Annotated in this window: 14 protein-coding genes; 10 read left to right on the top strand and 4 right to left on the bottom strand. The window is 66.0% G+C overall.

Annotated elements, in window-relative coordinates:
* Positions 1-55 precede the first annotated feature (55 nt).
* The 4 genes from CXY77_RS11090 (at position 56) to CXY77_RS11075 (ending at position 5,773) form a co-directional block, all read left to right on the top strand.
* Positions 56-538, top strand: coding sequence for a hypothetical protein (locus CXY77_RS11090; protein WP_104089587.1), 483 nt, complete (start codon positions 56-58; stop codon positions 536-538).
* 101 nt (positions 539-639) lie between these two features.
* Positions 640-1,128, top strand: a complete 489-nt coding sequence (locus CXY77_RS11085) for a hypothetical protein (RefSeq protein WP_104089585.1) — start codon at positions 640-642, stop codon at positions 1,126-1,128.
* Complete coding sequence (locus CXY77_RS11080; protein WP_140425516.1) at positions 1,125-1,658, top strand: hypothetical protein; 534 nt, start codon at positions 1,125-1,127, stop codon at positions 1,656-1,658. Before CXY77_RS11085 ends, CXY77_RS11080 begins: the two co-directional genes overlap by 4 nt.
* On the top strand, positions 1,655-5,773 hold the full coding sequence (locus CXY77_RS11075) for a LamG domain-containing protein (protein ID WP_104130074.1): 4,119 nt from the start codon (positions 1,655-1,657) through the stop codon (positions 5,771-5,773). The genes CXY77_RS11080 and CXY77_RS11075 overlap by 4 nt, the downstream gene beginning before the upstream one ends.
* Here CXY77_RS11075 and CXY77_RS11070 read toward each other — a convergent pair.
* Together CXY77_RS11070 and CXY77_RS11065 are read right to left on the bottom strand one after the other, a co-directional pair.
* Positions 5,758-7,035 carry a GAF domain-containing protein gene (locus CXY77_RS11070; protein ID WP_104089581.1) on the bottom strand — a complete coding sequence of 426 codons (1,278 nt, stop codon included), beginning with the start codon at positions 7,033-7,035 and terminating at the stop codon, positions 5,758-5,760. The two genes, CXY77_RS11075 and CXY77_RS11070, sit on opposite strands and share 16 nt — an antisense overlap.
* Before the next feature lie 68 nt (positions 7,036-7,103).
* Positions 7,104-8,441: a DUF445 domain-containing protein gene (locus CXY77_RS11065; protein ID WP_104089579.1), complete on the bottom strand. Its 1,338-nt coding sequence runs from the start codon at positions 8,439-8,441 to the stop codon at positions 7,104-7,106.
* Positions 8,442-8,721: 280 nt separating this feature from the next.
* On the opposite strand from CXY77_RS11065, the gene CXY77_RS11060 reads away from it, so the two are divergent.
* The 3 genes from CXY77_RS11060 (at position 8,722) to CXY77_RS11050 (ending at position 12,207) form a co-directional block, all read left to right on the top strand.
* Positions 8,722-9,318 (top strand): DUF305 domain-containing protein, encoded by a 597-nt coding sequence (locus CXY77_RS11060; protein ID WP_233197353.1) that lies wholly within the window; start codon positions 8,722-8,724, stop codon positions 9,316-9,318.
* Complete coding sequence (locus CXY77_RS21110) at positions 9,318-9,905, top strand: multicopper oxidase domain-containing protein (protein WP_338061542.1); 588 nt, start codon at positions 9,318-9,320, stop codon at positions 9,903-9,905. The genes CXY77_RS11060 and CXY77_RS21110 overlap by 1 nt, the downstream gene beginning before the upstream one ends.
* Before the next feature lie 103 nt (positions 9,906-10,008).
* Positions 10,009-12,207, top strand: a complete 2,199-nt coding sequence (locus CXY77_RS11050) for an HAD-IC family P-type ATPase (protein WP_369831302.1) — start codon at positions 10,009-10,011, stop codon at positions 12,205-12,207.
* Between the two features lie 116 nt (positions 12,208-12,323).
* Here the strand turns inward: CXY77_RS11050 and CXY77_RS11045 are convergent, their stop codons facing one another.
* Positions 12,324-14,237 (bottom strand): primary-amine oxidase, encoded by a 1,914-nt coding sequence (locus CXY77_RS11045; protein ID WP_104089576.1) that lies wholly within the window; start codon positions 14,235-14,237, stop codon positions 12,324-12,326.
* 161 nt (positions 14,238-14,398) lie between these two features.
* On the opposite strand from CXY77_RS11045, the gene CXY77_RS11040 reads away from it, so the two are divergent.
* The gene (locus tag CXY77_RS11040; protein WP_104089574.1) at positions 14,399-14,995 is read left to right on the top strand and encodes a TetR/AcrR family transcriptional regulator; all 597 of its coding nucleotides are present in this window, start codon (positions 14,399-14,401) and stop codon (positions 14,993-14,995) included.
* Positions 14,996-15,121: 126 nt separating this feature from the next.
* Here CXY77_RS11040 and CXY77_RS11035 read toward each other — a convergent pair whose 3' ends face one another.
* Positions 15,122-15,340 (bottom strand): hypothetical protein, encoded by a 219-nt coding sequence (locus CXY77_RS11035; protein WP_092339249.1) that lies wholly within the window; start codon positions 15,338-15,340, stop codon positions 15,122-15,124.
* Between the two features lie 244 nt (positions 15,341-15,584).
* Here CXY77_RS11035 and CXY77_RS11030 point away from each other — a divergent pair, with 244 nt between their 5' ends.
* The gene (locus CXY77_RS11030; RefSeq protein ID WP_092339507.1) at positions 15,585-16,550 is read left to right on the top strand and encodes a helix-turn-helix domain-containing protein; all 966 of its coding nucleotides are present in this window, start codon (positions 15,585-15,587) and stop codon (positions 16,548-16,550) included.
* 205 nt (positions 16,551-16,755) lie between these two features.
* Positions 16,756-18,261 carry an APC family permease gene (locus CXY77_RS11025; RefSeq protein WP_104130073.1) on the top strand — a complete coding sequence of 502 codons (1,506 nt, stop codon included), beginning with the start codon at positions 16,756-16,758 and terminating at the stop codon, positions 18,259-18,261.

Raw genomic sequence — 18,261 nt, 5'->3', positions numbered from 1 at the left:
GATGGCAACACTCTCACGTGGTGAATCACACAAACCTTGAAACTGGGAGTACTCCATGCGTAAATTGTCCAAAAAGGCATTCGCCGTTGCCGTGACGGCGGCCGTTCTGGTCGGCGGATCCGGCGTCGCTTTCGCTTTCTGGACCGCGGGCGGTTCGGGAACCGGCACGGTGGACGTTGGCACGATCACGGCAATCACCGCCGAGCAGACATCCAGCGTGACGGACCTCATGCCGGGCGTTGCTGCCCAGACGCTGAGCGGAACATTCACCAACACGAACACCAGCCCGGTCTACGTCAGCACCGTGACCGCGAGCATCGACAGCGTCGTCAAAGACGCCGCCGCTGTCGCAGGTACCTGCGATGCCTCTGACTTCACGCTCGCCAACCCTGTCATGCCGGTCGACGCGGAGGTTCCCATCGGCGGCGCCGGTAAGGGAGCCTGGACCGGGGCAACCCTCGCGTTTAACGACCTGTCGACCGTCAATCAGGATGCCTGCAAGAACGCGACTGTCAACCTGCTCTACACAATCGCCTAGAAGAGACACCGCGCCTGAATTGGGGTTGGGCCGGGCGGCCCTGCCCCTCTTCGCGCGGTGATGCGCCGACTTTTATTCACTGCCAGACCGAGGAATTCACGATGAGTGCCGCCGCGCGCAACCGCTTCGTACTCGGCAGCGCCCTCGTCGTCGCCACGGGGACGGTCGTTTTCTGGGTGTACTCGCCCGGCTTCAGCATTGCGAGTTCGGAGCTCGACATCAATGCGCACGCCACCGTGATCGGGCCGTTGAGCCCGGGTATTTTGGTTCCGATCGACCTCGAGTTCGACAATCCGCACCACTTCAACCTTGACGTGATCGATCTGCGGGTGCTCATCGACGGCGTCGATGCACCGAATGCGGATGCCGACCATCCGTGCACGGCGGGTGATTTCGAGGTATCGCAGACCACCCTGGCGGCCGCCCTGACGATTCCCGCCCACCTCACGCGCGCTCTCAGCGAGCTCGACCTACCCCGGGCAAGCTGGCCGCGCGTGGGCATGCGCAGTTCCGAGACCAACCAGGACGGCTGCAAGGGTGCACTGATCACCCTGAACTACTCGGCCACCGGAGCGGCGACCCTACTGTGAGCCCGTACACCCTTCCGCAGCTTCCGAAACAGGTGCGGCGCAGAATTCCCAAGGAGATGATCCTCGCCGGGGTGTTCTTCATGATCGCTATGAGCCTCGGCGGCGTGGCATATTCGCTTTGGTCAGCATCGGGCCGGGGAAACGGCACAGCCGCGGCCGGCACGACACTGCCCGTCACGCTCCGCTACGCGACCCCCGCCGCAACGCTCTACCCGGGCAGCGCCACAACCGTCGTTTTGCGGGCCACAAACCCCAACGACTTTGTGACGCACATCGGGTCGATCTCTCTCGACACCAGTCGAGGTTCCAGCGCCATCGTCGCCGATAGCGCTCACTCGGCGTGCGCGACCAGCGCCCTGAGCTATTCCGTGCAGACCAATGGCACTGCCGGTTGGAACGTTCCGGCCCAGGCCAATGCGGTGCCGGGCTCGCTTGCCATCTCGCTGCCGAACGCCCTCGCGATGAGCGCGGGGGCGGCATCCGCTTGCCAGGGCGCGAGCTTCACGGTCTATCTGGTGGCCGGATCATGACGCAGGCCCGCCACCGTAGGCCGCTCTACAACGCGCCGTCCACCCGCACCCGATGGTGGCGCATGGTGCGTCGGCTGATCGCTGTGCCGCTCGCCTTCGCCATGGCCAGCGGTGTGGCGTGGGCCTATTGGAGCGCGGGATCCGTCGCGGGCAGCAGCGGGGCATCCGCTGCCAGCAGTGTCAACGCCGGCCCGACCCCCACCGCGAGCTCCGCAAGCAGCACGGTCACCGTGACCTGGGCGGCGTCGACGCTGGCCGACGGCACCACGGCCGTGAGCGGCTACAGCGTGAGCCGGTTTGATTCCACGGGCACGAACGCACAATCAATGCAGAGCTGCACCGGCACCATCACCGCCACAAGCTGCACCGAAACGGGTGTTCCGGCCGGCTCCTGGTCGTACCGGGTCACTGCCCTGTTCGCCACAGACTGGAAGGGCGCGGCGAGCGCGAAAAGCAATATTGTCGTCGTCGAAACAACGGCGCCCGTGAACTGGCTTGCCCTGTCGTCTGGCACCGCCAACGCCTACAAATCAGGCAGCACAATCTACTATCGCGGCGCCGCGCCCGGTTCGTTCACGCTGACGAACTCGGTAACGGATGTCGGCAGCGGCCCGGCCTCAAGCTCTACCGCAGCCCTCGGTGGCACCAGCACCGGCTGGAGCCACACCCCGAGCACGGTGTCGACGCCGACCAGCGGACCCTACGTGTCGGCGGCGTTCACCTGGGCGGCCGGGACGACGAGCGCGCCAACGGAGACGGTGACCGGCCGCGACGTGTCCACCAACACCACGCCGACTACGCTGATCTACTTCAACGACGCGTCTGTCCCGACCGGGGGCACTCCGGCTTACACCGCCGGCTACCAATCCGGACGGTCGGTCTCTATCGGCTACGCCGGCACCGATACCGGCTCCGGTGTGGCGACCCAGCAGCTCCAGCGCAAGCAGTCGTCACTGAGTGGCGGCGTGTGCGGCAGCTACGGCGCCTGGGTGAATATCAGCAGCTCCGTGCCGACCACGAGCTACACCGACAACAGCGTCGCTGCCGACCTCTGCTATATCTACCAGTACGTCGTGACCGACCGGGTCGGCAACACCGCGACATTCACGAGCTCGAACGTGGCCATGATCGACTACGCCGGAGCCGTGGCAGCGACTACGGGAATTGTCGGCCAGTGGCGTTTGGGCGAGGCTGCGGGCACCGGGTCGTCGTCGGATTCCTTCACCGGCCCGGCCGGGTATCTGAAGAATCACCTGAACGAGCAGTCCGTGCAGTGGGCGGAACTCGACAGCACCGACAGCCGGATTCTGGGCGGTCGTGCCATGCGGGTTGGCACCGGCTATTCCCTGAACTACCTGCCCACCTCCCCAACGAGTGCGAACTACGCCGTCGAAGCCGATCTCTACAGCGCCAGTACGCTGGCCGGCGATGTGATTGGGCTGGTCGGCCGAATGAATATCTCCAGTTACAACCTGTATGCGGGCGGTTGGTTCGGCAACGCCGATGGCAGCGGTGCCTGGCGAATCGCCGAAGCCTCCGGCGGAAATTACACGCTTCCGTCCTCCGCCACGAGCACTGCCCAGTCGGCACTGGTCGTTGGTGAGACCTACCGCCTGCGGCTGGAGGTCAGCGGCACGAGTTCAACGGCACTCAACCTCTACGTCAACGGTGTATTGAAGGCGAGCTACACGGATGCCTCGTCGCCGATAACTTCGAGCGGAGTCGCCGGCTTCATCGATGGGATTCCCGATAACCGGGCGACCAAGACCACGTCCACGGGGCTGCAGCTCGACCACTTCGAGGTCGTCCCCCTCACCTACCCCCGAATCGTACCGAGCGTCGGCACAAATGTCGGTGACTACCTCAGCGGTCCGTCTCTCGGCGCGGCCGGTATCGACGCGTCCCGCGGGGGAATAAACACGGCAGCCTCCTTCAACGGCACGACCAACTACGGTTCAATCGCCAACCCGGTTAGCTCGGCCTTCTCGGTTGAACTGTGGTTCAAATCGACGCAGGGCCTCGGCAGCGGATGCACGGCCTGGTCGCAGGGCGCCGGCCTGGTCGATGCTTCGTCAGCACTCGCCCCGCACGGATTTGGAATTTCCCTCTGCGCGGACGGCTATGTTCTGGCCGGAACCGGCACGACCACGGTCAAGAGCGCCTCCGGCGGATACGACAACAATGCCTGGCACCATGTCGTGCTCACCCGGGCGTCGAATGTGCTCGTGTTGTACGTCGACGGCGTCAGCGTGACATCCTCGTCTGGCACCGCGGCCTCGTTGGCCAGCCCGTTCAACATCAACATCGGACGCCTGCAAACGGGCACCAACTACTTCGCCGGCACCCTCGACGAAATCTCCGTTTACGGTGCCGCACTGAGCGCCGCTATCGTCAGCAATCACTACCAGCTCGGAAACTCGCCGGCGGCAGATATCACCGGACCGTCCGGCGGGTCGGCGGCAATTATCGGCCTCACCGGCACTGGCTCGGCGTATTCCACGTCCACTTCGCTCAGCCTCACCCTCAACCCGGGAACGGATGTCGGTGGGCTGGCTTCCGGCGCCCACCTCGACCGCGCGACGGCCACGTTGTCGTCGTCCGGCACCGCCGACGGCAGCTGCGGCACGATGGGCAGTTTCTCCGTCGTCGCGACCGACCCGGCGGGAACCGTAACCGACACGGTCACGTCCCCTGGCTGCTACCAGTATCGCTACGTCGTGCTCGATACCAGCGGCAACTCCACCACGTATACGGGCGCGGTTGTGAAGGTCGACAGCACGGCGCCGTCAACGCCGACCTTTTCGTCTTTTGCGGCATCCGCTTCGACCAACAGCTATTGGAGTTCCACGACCGGTACCGTCTACTACCGGTCGGGCCAGACCTCGGGATCATTCACCGCCACGGCAAGCGCCACCGACACCATCTCCGGGATCAAGGCCTACAACTTCACCGCCCCCGGCGCCAATTGGACCTCGAGCGGCGGCGGAACGACCGGCGTGAACACCTATTCGTGGACCGGTACCCCGTCGGGCAGCGTGGGTAGTGTGACCGCCACAAACAACGCTTCGCTCACCTCGGCCAGCGCCGCCTTCACGCTGACGCCCGACAACACCGCGCCGAGTGGCGGCACCGTCACGCCTCCGAACGGGACGATCACCAGCTCGACGACCAGTATTGGTTTTACGACGGGTACGGATTTTGGTGCCGGTCTCAGCACGCGCCTGCTGCAACGGGCATCCGCTGCGCTGACCGGATCGACCTGCGGCGCGTACTCAACATTCGCGACGATCACCAACGGAACGAACCCCGGTTCGACCCCGGTTTCAGACACCGTGTCCGGCGGGAACTGCTACCGGTACCAGTACGTCGTGGCCGATAATGTGGGCAACACGGTCATCGCGGCCAGCGGCAGTGTGCTCAAGGTGACGTCGAGCTACTTCACGACCGTCTCGGGCACAACGGGACTCCTCGACTATTACCGCCTGGGCGACGCGTCGACATCGACATCGACGACGATCGCCGACAGCAAGGGAAGCAGCCCGGGTACCTACTATCTCTCGCCGACACGCGGAGTCACCGACTCTGCGATTGCGGGCGACACCGCGGTCACGTTCAACGCATCGGCGTATCAATACGGGAGCGTTACCCGAAACATCAGCGGAAGCATGTCGATCGAGTTCTGGTTTAAGTCGAGTCAGGTCTTCGGTTCACCGTGCGACTCCTGGTGGCAGGGGGCCGGCCTTGTCGATGCTGAAGTTAATGGCGCAGCCTACGACTTTGGAGTGTCGCTGTGCGCCGGCAAAGTGGTCGCCGGGGTCGGTGGCGGGCAGAATGGCAACGACACCTCGATCGTGTCGGGCTCGACCTACTACGGCGCCTGGACTCACGTCGTCTTCACGCGCAATATCTCGACCGGTGCTCTCGTGCTCTACGTCAACGGCGCAGCGGTGGGTACAGCGACGGCCCACACCACCGCTCTCACTGCACCCACCGCCATCACACTGGGGAGTCTCCAAACGCGCACGAACTACTTCACCGGCAGTCTGGACGAGGTCGCCTTCTACAACACCGTTCTCACCGCTGCCCAGGTGAGCGCACACTACGCCGCGCGGTAGTCCGAGCTGACGACCGGCGACGGCTCCCGCAGTTTCCGCTGCACCAACAGCGCGAGCTCGCGCAGCAAGACCTGGTCCACCTCAGCCAGGAGGCGAGGCGCGGAGTCGAAGACGCACAGGGCGCCAATGCGCTCCCCCGACGGCGATTCGATCGGAAAACCGGCATAAAAGCGGATGCCCGAATCGGCCAAGACCAGCGGGTTACCGTGGAAACGGTGATCGTTGCGGGCGTCTTCGACCACGAGCGCGCCCGCACCCTGAATGGTGTGCGCGCAGAACGAGTCGGCCCGCGGAATCTCGGTGCCCTCAACTCCCACCCGGGCCTTGTGCCAGTGCCGATCACGATCGATGACGCTGATCACCGCCGCCTGGGTGTCGAAGAGTCGCTGGGCGAGCGCGACGATTTCATCGAATCGGGCCTCTGGTGCTGGGCCGATACCCAGGCCGTCAACGGCGGCCTGCCGGGCGCGCTCGCGCCCCAAGGCATCCGCTTGGCCGGCATCACCGCGACGCGTAATGCCGAGGCGTACCGAGTCGAGGCTGTCGGCCATGGCACTGGCCAGCAGCACCGCCCAGAGTCGGTAGTCGGCGGCAGTGCGATGGCGGTCAGGGGTGATCGTCGCGCTCGGCGAAAACGGGACGAAGGTCGTGCGCGGAGCTTCGGCGGCGAGCCGGGCGCTGATCTCGTTGAGGTCGGCAGCCGACCGATCGGCGATCGAACCGAGCGAGCGGTTGAAGATCTCAATGCTGCGAATGGGGGGAATGCCGAGGAGAAAAATCTTGGTGCTGCGCGACGTTTCGCGTTCCAACACCCGTAGCAGGTGCAGGAGCCGCTCGTGCCACTCCGGCTTGCTCGTCAGGTCGAGCGCCTCGTTGATGCCCAGCGTCACCACGACCGCATCGAAGCGGCCGAGCCGGGTGCCGACCACGGCGGCCAGGGCGGATTCCGCGGTCATCGTGCGGGTGGCCACGAGGTCGATGTCGACGCCTCGACCGGTACGCACGGACAGCTCCCGGGCGAGCGAGCCGGGCAGGGCAATCTGATGGCTCAACACGCCCCAGCCGACCGCTGGCCCGCAGCCCAGGATCAGCACGCGATCGCTGTCGATTCCTGGCGCGTGGGCCTGCGGGGCGTCGCTCGGACGGGGCAGATGGCGGTCTTGGCGTTCGGCAGATGCCGCCCACACGCGCATGAGCGGGCGGAGTACCCACCGGGTGAGATCGTGAATTTGGTGCCTTTCGGGAACAGCAGGAAAATTCATTCTGCCCCGAATGGGGGATCCCCGAATACCACAAGGCTCATTTTCAGCTAATTCGCGGGCTGGGGGGCCTAAACCAGCCCAGCCACCGCGTTTGCGAGGGTGAAAATGCCCAGGCCAGCGAGGGCGCCGACCACGGTTCCGTTGATGCGGATGAACTGCAGGTCGCGACCCACCTGCAGTTCGATCTTCGCGGCCGTCTCCGCGGCCGGCCAGCGCTCCACGGTTTCGGTGATCACTCCGGCGATCTCGTGCCGATAGTTCGCGACGATGTAGCTGGCGGTGTCGGCGAGCCAGCGGTCGATGCGCAAGCCGAGGGCAGCATCCGTTGTGAGGCGGCGACCGACGTCTTCGAGCGTCGAGCGGATGCCGACCCGCAGCGCGCTGGTCGAGTCGTCGAGGGCCTGAGTGAGGGAAGCCTTGATGGCCTCCCAGGTGTCGCCGGCGAACTCCCGCAGCTTGGCATTGTCGAGAATCTCGTCCTTGAGATTTTCGACTTTGGCGATCATGGCTGATTCATATTGCAGGTCGTGCATGACCTCGCTGAGGTACTCGTCGAGGGCTTTGCGCACCGGATGCCTGCGGTCGTTTCGCGCGGACGCCACAAACGCAAGCACCTCCCGGTAGGCCTTGTCGTCGACGAGTTTGTCGACGAAGCCGGGCAGCCACGTCGGCAGCCGCTGCGACACCACGCGCCCGAACGCCTCGGGATGGGCGCGCAACCAGCCGTCGGCGCGGTCGAGCAGCAGGTCGACGGCCGCGTGCTGCTGCCCGCTCGTGACGAGGCGCTCCCCCACCTTGCCCAGGCTCGGGCCCCACTCGGGCTTCACCAAGTGTTCGCGCGCGACGGATTCAATGAGGTTCTTGATGGCGTCGTCGCCGAGCAGGTTGAGCAGGCCCTGGCCGGCGACGGCGAGCTCGTCGGTGAGGCGTTCGGCGTTGGATGTAGTGGTGAGCCAGGCGCCGAGGCGGCGGGACGGCTGCATGGATTCGAGTTTGCCGCGAATGACGGTTTCGGAAAGAAAATTGGTCTCAACGAATTCGCCGAGGCTCGCACCGATCTCGTCTTTGCGGTTGGCGATGATGTTGGTGTGCGGGATTTTTAGCCCCAGCGGGTAGCGAAACAGGGCGGTCACGGCGAACCAGTCCGCGATCGCGCCGACCATGCCACCCTCGGCGGCGGCGCGTACGTATTCGAGCCAGGGGTAGCTCTCCTGCAGGGCGAACGACACCGTGAAGATGACGGCCATGAGGGCGAGCAGCCCGGCCGCGAGGCGCTTCATGCTTCTCAGGGCGGTACGGCGTGCCTGGTCGTTCGGAGATTCTGCGGGGGACGCGGTTTCTGTTGTCGCGCCCGAGGTCTGGTCGGGGGCGACTTGTTCGTTGCCCGGGGTTCTGCTCTGCGCCATGGCTCAAGCCTGCCCGATTGCGGGGCTGCGCGGGTGCACATTTGGGCGCGGCGTGTTCGAGGCCGTGCCCGAGGTGTTCGTGCGTGGGTTCCTCGCCAAACCACCCACGATGACCTGAGACATCAACTGCCCACGATGTCGTGAGACATCACAAACTCACGGCTCGACGAACGCCGCGGTCACGAACTCACGGCTCGGTGGGGAGCGCCGGACCGATACTCTGAGGGGGTATGCGATTCGCTCGGACCGCATCGCATGCGTCGACGGAGGTGATCTGAGCGTGAAAGCTGGTGTTGCAGCCTCCGTTTCGCACCGGCGCACCGCGCTGCTCGCGCTTCTGGCCCTGGCCGCCCTGGTGCTGAGCGTGCTGGCCATGCACTCCGCCTCCCCCGAGGCCGCCCCGAGCACGGCGGCATCCGCTTTCAAAAGTGACGACGTGATGTTCGCGCAGCAGATGATTCCGCACCACGAACAGGCCGTTGAGATGAGCGATGACCTGCTCACCAAAGACGGCGTCGACCAGGACGTCGTCGATCTGGCGACACAGATCAAGGCCGCGCAGGCGCCCGAGATCGAAACGATGCAGGGCTGGCTCAGCGACTGGGATGCCACCGAGGACGGCATGGCCGGGATGGACCACGGCACCGGCGGCATGATGAGCGACGACGACATGATGGAGCTGCAGGACGCCTCGGGAGCGGATGCCGGAGCGCTCTACCTGACCCAGATGATCATGCACCACGAGGGCGCGATCGCGATGGCCAGGGCCGAGCTGAACGATGGGGAGAACGCCGACGCGCTCGCCCTGGCCGAGGCGATCGTGAGCTCGCAGACCGGCGAGATCGCCGTGATGAACGACCTGCTCGCCGCACGCTAGTGACCGTCACGGTGAGCCGTCGTCGGGTATTGACCATTGGGGGCCTCGGCCTGGCCGCAACCGCCATCGGGGCGGGGGCGGCGTGGCAGCTGTGGCCCGACGGTTCGGGCGGCGCGTCGGGCGGGCCCGAGTTCGTGCAGCCGAAGGAACTGTCCAGCTCGGCCGGTGAACTCACGGTGAAATTGGATGCCGCACCCGTTCGAGTTCACCTGCGCCCTTCGACCGTGACGGCCCGGCGCGAGTTGGTGTTCGCCATGGGAATGGGGTCGGGAATGGGCGGCGGCATGATGACGCCCACGATCAACGGGCAGGTTTTCTCGGGCGACCGGGTCGACCTGACTGTGGCGTCGGGCAGCGTTGAGGAGTGGACACTGCGCAACGACAGCGGAATGGCGCATCCGGTGCACCTGCACGTCTGGCCGGTGCAGATCGTGGAGCAGAACGCACGGGCGGTGTCGGCAGCCGTCTGGCAGGACGTGGTGAACGTTCCGCCGCTCGGCCAAGTGCGGGTGCGCATCGCGTTCGACGACTTCGGCGGTCGCACGGGCTACCACTGCCACATTCTCGACCAGAGGACACCGGCATGATGGGCGTCGTCGAATCCCGTTAGCGTGTGCGTTCGGCCCCCTGTGGGTATACCCTTGGGGGGTATAAGTTGCATTATCGAGAGAATCGGCATCGAGGAATGACATGACGCAGCCCGACCTTGGCAGCACGGATCACGAAATGATGGACCACGGGGCCATGAACCACGGAGCCATGAACCACGGCGACCATGTCGGGCAGTTCCGGCGCCTGTTCTGGACCATGCTCATCATCGCGGTGCCCGTCGTGGGGTTCAGCCACATGTTCTCTATGCTGGCCGGCTATGCTTTGCCCGATTTCGTGGGGATCATGTGGATCTCTCCTGTGCTCGGCACCGTCATGTACGTCTGGGGCGGCCGCCCCTTTCTCACCGGCGCGGTCAGCGAGCTGAAGGCCCGTAAACCCGGCATGATGCTGCTGATCGCGCTCGCGATCACGGTCGCGTTCCTCGCCTCCTGGGGCGCGAGTCTCGGCCTCATCGACGGCGAGCTCGACTTCTGGTGGGAACTGGCCCTGCTGATCGTGATCATGCTGCTCGGCCACTGGATCGAAATGCGGTCGCTGGCGCAGACCTCCACTGCCCTGGAATCGCTCGCCGCCCTGCTGCCCGATGAGGCCGAGCGGGTCGAGGGCGACGAGATCGTCTTGATCTCGCCGAGCGATCTGGTGCTCGGTGACCTCGTCGTGGTGCGTCCGGGCGGGCGAGTGCCGGCCGACGGCCAAGTCACCGAGGGAACGGCCGACGTCGACGAATCGATGATCACCGGCGAATCGCGGCCGGTTCAGCGCTCGGTCGGCGACCAGGTCGTGGCCGGCACGGTCGCGACCGATTCCGCCCTGCGCGTGCGGGTCACGGCGGTCGGCGACGACACGGCGCTGGCCGGAATCCAGCGTCTGGTCAGCGAGGCGCAGAACTCGTCGTCGCGGGCGCAGCGCATCGCCGATCGCGCCGCTGGCTGGCTGTTCTGGTTCGCGCTCGGCTCGGGAGTGCTCACGGCGATCGTCTGGACCGCGCTCGGCCAGCCGCAGGATGCCGTCGTGCGCACCATCACCGTGCTCGTCATCGCCTGCCCGCACGCGCTCGGGCTGGCGATTCCGCTCGTGGTGTCGATCGCGACCGAACGCGCCGCGAAGGGCGGCGTGCTGATCAAGGATCGCCTGGCCCTCGAGAGCATGCGCCAGGTCACGTCGGTGCTGTTCGACAAGACCGGCACGCTCACCAAGGGCGAGCCCACGGTCAGTCACGTTGCTGTTGCCGACCAGGTCGCGAGCAGCGAAGCGGATGCCACGGCTCAGGCCGCGCAGACTGACGCAGATTCGGCTGGCCCGGGTTCGGTCGAGGCGGGCACGTCGGCCCGGGGTTCTGCTTCGGGTTCGGATTCAGCCGCCACTTCACGATCGGTCTCGACACCGATCACCGCCGACGACGTTCTCGCGTGGGCGGCGGCCGTGGAGGGTGACAGCGAGCATCCGCTTGCCCGTGCTATCGTCACGGCGGCGCGAAACCGCGAGCTGACCGTGCCGCGCGCGACCGAGTTTCACACTGCCGCGGCGGTCGGGGTGACCGGTCTGGTCGACGGGCACAGCGTGAGCGTCGGCGGTCCGAGCATGCTCGACGAACACGGAGCCCGGCCGCTGCCTGAGACCGTGGCCTGGCAGCGTCAGGGCGCGATCATTCTGCACGTGCTGCGCGATGGCGTGGTCGTGGGCGCGATCGGTCTGGCCGACGAGATTCGCGAAGAGTCGCGGCAGGCCGTGGACGCGCTGCACCGGCTGGATATCGAGGTGGTCATGATCACCGGCGACGCCGAAGCGGTCGCCCAGTCCGTGGCCGCCGAGCTCGGCATCGACCGGGTGTTCGCGGGGGTGCATCCGGAAGACAAGGCGCGTAAGGTAGCCGAGCTGCAACACGAGGGCCGCCGCGTGGCCATGGTCGGCGACGGGGTGAACGATGCCCCAGCGCTCGCGCAGGCCGATGTCGGCATCGCGATCGGCGCCGGAACCGACGTGGCGATCGCGTCGGCCGGCGTCATTCTCGCGAGCGACGACCCGCGTTCGGTGCTCTCGGTCATCGAGTTGTCGCGGGCGAGCTACCGCAAGATGAAGCAGAACCTGTGGTGGGCGGCCGGCTACAACCTGCTGTCGGTTCCGCTCGCTGCGGGCGTGCTCGCCCCGATCGGGTTCGTGCTGCCGATGGAGATCGGGGCGCTGCTCATGTCGGTGTCGACGGTGGTAGTGGCGCTGAACGCGCAGCTGCTGCGCCGTCTCGACCTGCGGCCCGAGGCGAGTGTGCAGGCGCGGTAGCGCCGCGCTGACGCATCCGCTCACCGGGCCCACCTTATGGTCAGGGGCCCAGTTTATAAACTGGGCCCCTGGACGGGGCCTGGGCCCCGTCCGCAATGCGACGTGCGCGACACGGGTCAGTGGCAGTGACCACCGGATGCCGGGGGCACGTTAGCGGGGACGTCCAGCACGGGGCTGCGGTCGAAGAAGCCGTCGGGGCGCAGCTTGAAGCCCACGGTGTCGACCGGCATGATCGGCCAGTCCTCGACCCGCGGAAAGTGGGTGAGGCCGAAGGTATGCCAGAGCACGATGTCCTCGCCGTCGATCGCTCGGTCGGCCGCAATGTAGGCGGGCAGCCCGGCGCCGCCGGCGTGCTGGTTGACGAAGTCACCGGTGGGATAGCGTTCGTCTTCGGCGAAGCGGGTGACCCAGAGGCCCTTGGTGGCGAACGCCGCGCGCTGGGCCACCGACGACTCCGGGTCGGCCAGCAGCACGGGCAGCCCCTGCGGGTGCAGCTTGTACGCGACGGGTTCGCCGAGGCGATTGAGGGAATTGGGGTTGGAGACGTGCCAGGTGCGGCCGATGGCGGCATCCGCTTGTCTGACGCCCTCGAGCTCGGTGGCGAGCACGGTGCGCTGGCGGGTGAAGGCGTTGCCGCGCTCGTTGCCGGGGCCTATCGGAACGCGCACGACGTCTTCTTCTTCGACCCGGTTGGTGTCGCCGTCGAGGGCCATGTCGAGGCGGGCGCTGAACAGGTGCTGGTGAAAGGGGGCGCCGAGACCGGGAGCGATTTCGGAGGCGTAGGGATAGCCCTTGCCGGCGTAGGCGCTCGTGAAGACGACGCCGGTGGCCTTCGCCTCGAATTCGATGGTGCCGTCGAGGTAGAGGTACCAGTAGAAGCCGTAGTCGTAGTTGCCGACGGTGGTGAAGAAGCTGATGACGAAGCGGCGGTTGCGGCGGGTGTATTCGATGCCGCTCCACAAATCGCTGTGCTTGGCGAGGATGCTCCAATCCTCTTCGTGCATGCAGATACCGTTGCGAATCTCGCGCGGGTTGCCGAAGCCGTCGGTGATGACCGGGCTCAGGTAGGTAATCTCGCCGAGGCAGTCGCAGCCGAGTTCGAGCGAGTTGGCGTACTGGCCGACGAGGTATTCGCCGGTGTCGAAGTAGTTCTGCCAGGACCGCACGGGGGCCGGATCGCCATACGGCACGACCATCTCCGCGATCGACGCACGACGGATGATGGAGCGTGTCTTCGCGCCGTCGCGAAAGCCGATGTTGTGCAGCACGACGCCCTCCCGCACGTCGAAACCCACGTCGAGGCTCCATTTCTCCCACTCGATGTGGTTGCCGCCGGTGACGGTAAAGCTCACGCCATCGGGCTGGGTGATACTGATCGGCTTGAGCGTTTCGCGCAGCGGGCCGGTGAGGGCGGGATCGGTGAAGTTGCCGTGTTCGGCGGGGATGGGAACGACGCCGAAGTCGAGCACCTGGTCCACGGTCTTCGCGACGATGTCGACGTAGGCGACGAGGCCGTCGATCGGGTGGGCCCAGGCGCTGTCCTCCGGAAAGTTCTGCACGAAGGCGAGGCCGCGCAGAATGCGGCGGCCCTTCTCGTTCGGGTATTCGAATACCCCCGCGGAGAGGGGAGCGACGCGCACGGTGGCCACGTCGAGGCCGCGGGCTGCGAGTGCGGCCAGCCAGCGGGCATCCGTTGTGAGGAGGTCTTCGACGGCGCCGAATTCTTCCTCGAGCACGGGCAGTTCACCGGTGAGCGCGGTGTCGAGGGTGACGCGGGACTCGACGGTGCCGTGGGTCGCCGAGACGATCACGTCGGTGGGGGCTGCGCCGGACACGTCGTGCAGAAAGACCCGAAAGCGACGGTTGATCTCGGTGGCACCTCGCGGCGGGTCGAGCAGGCCGAGATAGGCAACCCGAAGACTGTCGCCGAACAGGCCGGCGTCGGCCAGAATCGTGCGCACGGTTTGCAGTTCCTGCGCGGTGGGAAGTGCAAAGTCGGTGACGATGTCGGCAGTCTCGGCGGTGAGCATTGCGTCTCATTTCCTGGATCGGCCCGGCGGTTGCAGCTCCGGGGATTTATTTCCTATGGTTGTAGAATATAAATGGTCAGCGCTGCTGCTGGCAAGCCTTTCGAGAATCTTTCTGACAAGCTGATGCTCCCAGCTCTAACCGCACCACCAGAAGAGGGCCAATGCCGAAAGTCGTCGATCACGACCAGCGTCGCGTCGAGCTGGTCAATGCCACCTGGCGCATCATCGCCCGGCACGGCATCGAGGGCGCGACCCTGCGCGAGATCGCCACCGAGGCCGGATTCGCCAACGGCGCACTCAAACCCTACTTCGGCACCAAGGACGACCTGCTCACCTTCGCCTTCGGGCACGTGTTCAGCCAGACCAACCTGCGCATCGAGCGCGGGGCCGCTGGCCTGACCGGGCTGGCCGCCGTGCGCGCCTTCTGTCACGAAATTCTTCCGCTCGATGAGACGCGTGTGAGCGAGGCGCGCATCGTGATTCCGTTCTGGCAGAAGGCGCTGACCAATGCGGCCAAGGCGCAGCTGCACGATGAGTCGATGCTGCAGTGGCGCCTCGCGCTGCTCGGGCACTTGGCCGAGGCACGCGCAGCCGGCGAGATGCACACGGCTCCTACCGACACGGATGTCGTGGGTCACCTCCTGAACGTGCTGCTCGGCGCGCAGATCACCGCTGCGCTCTCCCCCGACGAGCACGCCCCGGAACAGCTCGTGGCCCAGCTCGACGGCTACCTGCACCTGCTTTCGACCGGAGATTAGCGCTCTGGGTTGCTCGGTTGCCACAAGCTGCCCGCGCAAGCGGATGGGCGCGCCCGACGCTCATGAGAGCGCCCGAAACGGGCAGCCGCGCGCGCAGCCGTTGGCAGCGCCAACGACGGGCCAGGCTCACTGTGTGGGCGCGTCATCCTTCGATTGGGACCGTGAGACCCGCACCGGAAGCAGAGTCCACAGGAAAGCGGAACCGCAGGCAGCCGACAACGCCAGGAGTGCGCCCTGGTCGAAGACCACGCCGAACACGGCGAACAGGGCGGCGGCGGCCAGAGATACCCACCCGACTCGATTACGGATCAGCTGAGCAGCGGCCAAGCGAGCATCGTCATCCATTTTTTCGCTCCACTCGCGACCGGTCAATCACTCTCCGGATACTAGCCAGTTCCGTCGATCTGCGTGCAGATCTATTTTCGCCGAGTGTCGAAAAAAAATGACAAGGGAGCCGTGCAGGACTACATTGGCTCCAGACGATCATGAAACTCCCCCCGAGGGCCGATCTGGTCAGGACCCGGCGAAGGAGCTGCTCGTGACGATGACGGTTGTGAACTCGGTAACGGGCGCCGCAGGCACGAGCACCATGCCACCCGAGGACACCGTTCCGCTGACCGCCCCAACCGACCGAGTGCAGTGCGCCATCGCCGACTCCTTCTCGCAGTGGCGCACCCTCGTGTCGCAGTCATTCGTTCCGCTCGAGGTGCGCAGTGCCTCCCGTAGCTTTCACGGCACCTTGCGCTCGCGCGTGCTCGACGAGCTCTCCATCGTCGAGGTCACCGCCAACGGGCACCAGGTGATTCGCACACCGTCGCTGATCGCGGCATCCACTCGACAGTATTTCAAGCTGAACCTGCAACTGACCGGCACCGGCTTGCTCGTGCAGGACAACCGCGAGGCCACCCTGCGCCCCGGCGACCTGGCCGTGTACGACACCAACCGGCCATACACGCTCGAGTTCGAGAAGGACTTTCGCACTCTCGTGCTCATGTTTCCGCACGACGTACTCGACCTGCCGGCTGATTCGGTGGGCCAGCTCACCGCCGTGCGGCTGCCCGGCGACGCCGGACTCGGCCGCCTGATCAGCCCATTCATGGTGCAGCTCGCGGAAAACCTCGACGTGCTTTCCGGCGCGAGTGGGCACCGCCTCGCCTACAACGCCGTCGACCTGATCGCGACCATGTTCGAGAGCGAACTGAACCTGCGCCGCGACCCGGTGGCGGGGGCGCACGGCGACCTGCTGGGGCGCATCCGCTCGTATGTGGATGCCCACCTGGGCGACCCGGAGCTGTGCCCGGCGAGCATCGCGAGCGCCCACTTCATCTCGACCCGGCACCTGCACAACGTTTTTCACGAGGCCGACAACACCGTGGCGAGCTGGATCCGCACCCGCCGGCTGGAGCACTGCCGCCGCGACCTGCGCGACCCCATTCTTGGAGACCGCTCGGTGGGCACCATCGCCGCTCGCTGGGGCTTCGTCGACGCCGCGCACTTCAGCCGCATCTTTCGCACGGCTTTCGGCGAAACGCCGAGCACCTACCGTCGCGTCTGAGCCCGCTTTCGCGGTCGCGCGGCACGCTTCGTCGGCGTGCGCCTCGACGGCAGGCAACCGTCACAGCATGCGCAATTCGACAACTGCGGTGCCGCAAATGGCAAACGGTTTGGCCCAGAGATTGCCACGCTGATAGCCACAGGTGAAGCGGACGGAGCGTGCATCCGTTTTGCGCACCCGACCTCTTACTCAACGAGGAGTAGCCATGACCCAGACCAAGCCCGACCAGGCGACAGCACCGGAAACGGCCCTGCACAAGGGCCGACTCGGCGTTCTCGGCATCGTCTTCTTCGTGGTCGCGGCCGCGGCGCCCCTCGTGGGCATGACCGGCGCGGTGCCCGTGGCGATCGTGCTCGGCAATGGCGCGGCGGCCCCCGGCGCCTACGTGGTTGTCGGACTCACCCTGCTGGTGTTCAGCGTCGGCTACGCCGCGATGAGCCAGCGCGTCACCAATGCCGGTGCGTTCTTCGCCTACATTGGCCGGGGCCTGGGTCGCCACCTCGGCACCGCATCGGCGTTCGTGTCAATTCTCGCCTACCTTGCCGTGCAGCTGGCCCTCTACGGATTCTTCGGCGCCCTCATAGCCGGCCAGGTGGGCGTGCTCCCCTGGTGGGCCTGGTCGCTCATCTCCTGGGGCATCGTGACCCTGCTCTCCCTGCTCAGCGTCGACGTCGGCGCCAAGGTGCTCGGCGTGCTCATGCTGCTCGAACTGACCGCGCTCGTGGTCACCGCGGTCGCCATCCTGCTCGACGGCGGGCCGGAAGGAATTAACTTCTGGGCCTCGTTCAACCCCGCCGCCATCGTTGCCGGCGGCCTGGCCGGCTCGGCCGGCATCGCCTTCGCGTTCGCCTTCGCCTCCTTCATCGGCTTCGAGGCCACCGCCATCTACGGCGAAGAATCCAAGGACCCGAAGACCGTCGTTCCCCGCGCCACCTACCTCGCCGTCGTCGTCATCACCGTTCTGTTCGGCCTGACCGCCTTCGCTATGGTGACCGGCATGGGCGCATCGACCGTGGTTGAGAAGACCGTCGAACTCTCGACCGTCGCGGGCGTTCCTTTGGCAGACCCGGCCGCAGTGCTGTTCGCACTCGCGACCCAATACGTGGGCCCGTGGATGGCGACGCTCATGAGCATCCTCGTGCTGTCGAGCCTGTTCGCCGGGCTGCTCGCCTTTCAAAACGCCGCGAGCCGCTACCTGTTCGCGCTCGGTCGCGGCGGCGCGCTGCCGGGGCCGCTCAGCACGGTCAACGGTCGCGGCGCGCCGAGCACGGCGTCGCTCGTCACGTCCGTCATCACCGGCGTCGTGCTCGTGGTGTTCGCGGTGTTCCAGCTCGACCCGGTACTCAACCTGTTCTACTGGTTCAGCGGGCTCTCGGTGATCGCCATCGTACTTATCGAGATTCTGGTCAGCATCGCGATCATCGCGTATTTCCGCCGCAACAAAGGCACCGAGAATATCTTCCAGACGGTGATCGCCCCGGTTCTCGCCACGTTCGGCCTGCTGCTCGGCGAATACCTGTTGATGAGCCACTTCGGACTGCTCGCCGGCACCGTGGCCGACGGCGTTGACCCGACCACCACCTCCTGGGGCCTCAGCACCATCGGCTGGGTGCTCGTGGCTCTGCCGTTCGCGTTGCTGATCGGCGGCTATATCTTCTCCCGGCTGCGCAACCACGAGAACGATGATCTGGTGCGGGACGTGCTGTCCTAG

Origin of the sequence: Cryobacterium sp. N21 (assembly GCF_002929575.1) — a bacterium.
Lineage (GTDB): Bacteria > Actinomycetota > Actinomycetes > Actinomycetales > Microbacteriaceae > Cryobacterium > Cryobacterium flavum.
This window is presented reverse-complemented; position numbering and strand designations above follow the sequence as displayed.

Coding starts and splice junctions, on each gene's coding strand:
- CXY77_RS11090 (WP_104089587.1), top strand. CDS start 56: ATGCGTAAATTGTCCAAAAAGGCATTCGCCGTTGCCGTGACGGCGGCC.
- CXY77_RS11085 (WP_104089585.1), top strand. CDS start 640: ATGAGTGCCGCCGCGCGCAACCGCTTCGTACTCGGCAGCGCCCTCGTC.
- CXY77_RS11075 (WP_104130074.1), top strand. CDS start 1,655: ATGACGCAGGCCCGCCACCGTAGGCCGCTCTACAACGCGCCGTCCACC.
- CXY77_RS11070 (WP_104089581.1), bottom strand. CDS start 7,035: ATGAATTTTCCTGCTGTTCCCGAAAGGCACCAAATTCACGATCTCACC.
- CXY77_RS11065 (WP_104089579.1), bottom strand. CDS start 8,441: ATGGCGCAGAGCAGAACCCCGGGCAACGAACAAGTCGCCCCCGACCAG.
- CXY77_RS11050 (WP_369831302.1), top strand. CDS start 10,009: ATGACGCAGCCCGACCTTGGCAGCACGGATCACGAAATGATGGACCAC.
- CXY77_RS11045 (WP_104089576.1), bottom strand. CDS start 14,237: ATGCTCACCGCCGAGACTGCCGACATCGTCACCGACTTTGCACTTCCC.
- CXY77_RS11040 (WP_104089574.1), top strand. CDS start 14,399: ATGCCGAAAGTCGTCGATCACGACCAGCGTCGCGTCGAGCTGGTCAAT.
- CXY77_RS11035 (WP_092339249.1), bottom strand. CDS start 15,340: ATGGATGACGATGCTCGCTTGGCCGCTGCTCAGCTGATCCGTAATCGA.
- CXY77_RS11030 (WP_092339507.1), top strand. CDS start 15,585: ATGCCACCCGAGGACACCGTTCCGCTGACCGCCCCAACCGACCGAGTG.
- CXY77_RS11025 (WP_104130073.1), top strand. CDS start 16,756: ATGACCCAGACCAAGCCCGACCAGGCGACAGCACCGGAAACGGCCCTG.